The organism is Desulfurivibrio nitratireducens, from assembly GCF_044068515.1.
Lineage (GTDB): Bacteria > Desulfobacterota > Desulfobulbia > Desulfobulbales > Desulfurivibrionaceae > Desulfurivibrio.
The window spans coordinates 1-3,118 of sequence record NZ_JBIPKI010000085.1 but is presented as its reverse complement, the minus strand read 5'-3'; the positions used below and the strand labels follow the sequence as shown (position 1 = coordinate 3,118).

3 protein-coding genes are annotated in these 3,118 nt (G+C 67.6%); 2 read left to right on the top strand and 1 reads right to left on the bottom strand.

Annotated elements, in window-relative coordinates:
• Together ACHHTY_RS11915 and rpe are read left to right on the top strand one after the other, a co-directional pair.
• On the top strand, positions 1-1,434 hold a 1,434-nt coding region (locus ACHHTY_RS11915), incomplete at its 5' end, for a M16 family metallopeptidase (RefSeq protein WP_395494388.1).
• 5 nt (positions 1,435-1,439) lie between these two features.
• Entirely contained in the window at positions 1,440-2,120 is a 681-nt protein-coding gene (gene rpe / locus ACHHTY_RS11910; RefSeq protein ID WP_395494387.1) for a ribulose-phosphate 3-epimerase, read from the top strand.
• An 82-nt stretch (positions 2,121-2,202) separates the two neighbouring features.
• Here rpe and ACHHTY_RS11905 read toward each other — a convergent pair whose 3' ends face one another.
• On the bottom strand, positions 2,203-3,039 hold the full coding sequence (locus ACHHTY_RS11905; RefSeq protein ID WP_395494385.1) for a nitrilase-related carbon-nitrogen hydrolase: 837 nt from the start codon (positions 3,037-3,039) through the stop codon (positions 2,203-2,205).
• Between the last annotated feature and the right edge of the window lie 79 nt (positions 3,040-3,118).

Here is a 3,118-nt window from a genome sequence, read left to right as displayed (position 1 = left end):
TCACCCCTGAACCAGGCCGAGCTGGCCGCCCTGCTGCAAAGCGCCGCCGCCGAGGCAACCCGGCGCCAACCCCGGCCGGGACGAGATTCGACCCTGCCGCCCCATACCAGCCGCTTTCGCCTGGACAACGGCATCACCCTGCTGGTCCGGGAACAGCGCGACGTGCCCACCGTGGCGGTCCGGGCCGTTTTCCCCGGCGGCCTGCGCGGGGAAACCCCGGCGACCAACGGGGCCTTCGCCTTCATCTCGGAACTGCTGCCCCGGGGGACCGCCACCATGGACTCCCGCCAGATCGCCCGGGCGGTGGCCGACATGGCCGGGGAGATCGACGGTTTCAACGGCAAAAACACCTTCGGTCTCCAGGGCGACTTTCTCAGCCGCTTTTTCGACCAGGGCCTGATTCTGCTGCGGGATATTATCCGGGAGCCGGCCTTTGCCCCCGAGGAGGCGGAAAGGGTCCGGGTCGAACTGCTGGCCAATCTGCGCCGCCAGGAAGATTCCCTGCCCACCGTGGGTTTCCGCGAGTTCAACCGGCTGCTCTTCCGCGGCCATCCTTACGCCCTCAACACCGCGGGGGCCGCCGGGGCCATCCAGGGCCTGACCGTGGAGGGCCTGCGGGAAATCTACGAGCAATACGCCCGGCCCGACAAGTTGGTGCTGGCGGTGGTCGGCGACGTGGACGCCGAGGGGGTCAAGCTCCAGGTGGAAGAGCTTTTCGGCGACTGGCGCCTCGCCGCCCCCGCCGAGGCGGCGGTGGCGGAAAGCCTGCTGCCGCCTGAGCCCCCCAGCCGGCCGGAACTGGTCAATATCAGCCGTGACCGGGAGCAGGTGCATATCATCATCGGCTTTCTCGGCACCACCCTGAGCGACCCCGACCGTTACGCCCTCGAAATTCTCGACCAGGTACTCTCCGGCCAGAGCGGCCGGCTTTTTGCCGAACTGCGGGATCGCCGGAGCCTGGCCTACAGCCTCTCCTCCTTTTCCCTGCTGGGGCTGGACACCGGGGCCTTCGGCGTCTATATCGGCACCAGCCCCGACCGGCGGGAAGAGGCGGTCAAGGAACTCTGGAGCCAGATCTACCGGGTCCGCAGCGAACCGATCAGCCCGGCCGAACTGGAAAGGGCCCGCAACGTCCTGGTCAGCAATTATCGCCTGGGCCTGCAGAGCAACGGCGCCCGGGCCATGGAAATGGCCCTCAACGAAACCTACGGCCTGGGGCTCGATTTCGCCGACCGCTATCCGGCCCTGCTCGAGGCGACCTCCGCCGCCCTGGTCCAGAACGCGGCCCGCCGTTATCTCCAGCCGGAACGCTACGTAATGGTGACGGTGGGGAACTCGGAGGACCGGCGCCGGCCGGCCGCAGAGGAGGAGCCGGCGGGCAACCCGGGCCCCGAGGCGGATCAGACGGCCGTGAAGGCCGACAGCCAGGAGTGAAAACCATGCCGGTTAATGACCTCGATATGCAACGGGTGCTGATCGCCCCTTCGATTCTTTCCGCCGACTTCGCCAACCTGGGCGCCGAGGTGGCGGCGGTGGCGGCGGCGGGAGCCGATATCATTCATGTCGACGTGATGGACGGTCATTTCGTCCCCAACATTACCATCGGTCCCCTGGTGGTCGAGGCGGTGCGCAAGATCACCGACCTGCCCCTGGACGTCCACCTGATGGTGGAAAACCCCGAACGCTACGTGGCGGACTTCGCCCGGGCCGGGGCCGACTGGATCACCGTCCATGTCGAAACCGGTTACCACCTGCACCGGACCGTCCACCAGATCAAGGACCTGGGCAAGAAGGCCGGCCTGGTCCTCAACCCGGCCACGCCCCTGAGCAGCCTCGATTACCTGCTGGCGGAAGTGGACCTGGTAATGCTGATGAGCGTCAATCCCGGTTTCGGCGGCCAGAGCTTCATCCCCTCGGCCCTGGACAAGATCCGGGCCCTCAAGGCGCTGATCGACGACCGGGGCTTGGCCACCGGCATCGAGGTGGACGGCGGGGTCAGTCCCAAGACCATCGCCGCCATCCGCCAGGCGGGCGCCAACATCTTCGTCGCCGGCTCAGCCATCTTCGGCCGGGGTGACTACGCCCGGGTAATCGCCGAGCTGAAGGCGGCCAGCGCCTGAGCGGCCGCCGCTGCCTGTTTTTCCCTTTTTTCTCGCCAAAACCCCAGGGCCGGGCCGATACCCCGCAGAGCCGGGCCCCGGATCAGGGCCGGCTGCCGACCGTCCGGAACAGCCGCCGGGCTTCTTGCAAGCGGGCCATCTCCAGCGGTACGCTCCGGCTCGCTTCCTCCAGGCCGGCTTCGGCCAGAACCTCCCCATCGGGGGCGATGATCGCCGAAGAGCCGGCAAAGTCGGTGTCGCCGATCCGGCCGCAGGTATTGGCGGCCACCACGAAGACCTGGTTTTCAATGGCCCGGGCCCGCAGCAGCACCCGCCAATGCTCCCGCCGCGCCAGGGGCCACTGGGCCGCCACCAGCAGCAGGTCCGCCCCGGCGGCGGCCTGGGCGGCGGCCAGAGCAGGAAAGCGGAGATCAAAGCAGACCAGGCTCCCCACCGGGCCCCAGGGAGCTCTGAGGGGTTTGGGGTCGGCCCCGGAACGAAAATGTTCGGTTTCGCCCATGGGGGCGAAAAGCTGCTGCTTGTGATACTTGCCCAGCACTCCCGCCGGTCCGACCAGGTACATGGTGTTGTAAAAGCCGGGGCCGCCGCCATCAGCGACGGCCGCCTCGGGCAGGCTGCCGGCCATGTAGATCCCGTAACGCCGGGCCTCTTCCGTCAGGGCCGCCAGCAGCCGCGGGGTCTCTTCGGCCTGCCGGGCCATGGTCTGGTAGGCAAAACCGCCGCCCCACAATTCCGGCAGCACCAGCACCGCCGAACCGGCCAGCTCCAATCCGGCCAGCCGCTCCCGCACCAGAGCCAGGTTGGCGGCCGGAGCGCCGGGCTGGACCCGGAACTGGATAAATCCCGCCCGGGCCGGCCAGGGCGCCGGGGGATGGGGGGAATCGTCAGCGGTTGAAGCCATTATTTCTGAAGTCGCCATCGGTGCTCCTCTCCCTTTTTCGGGTTTTATATTAATGAATTAGTCCTTCGGCAAGAATGGAGCAAGTGTTTTCGGCCGG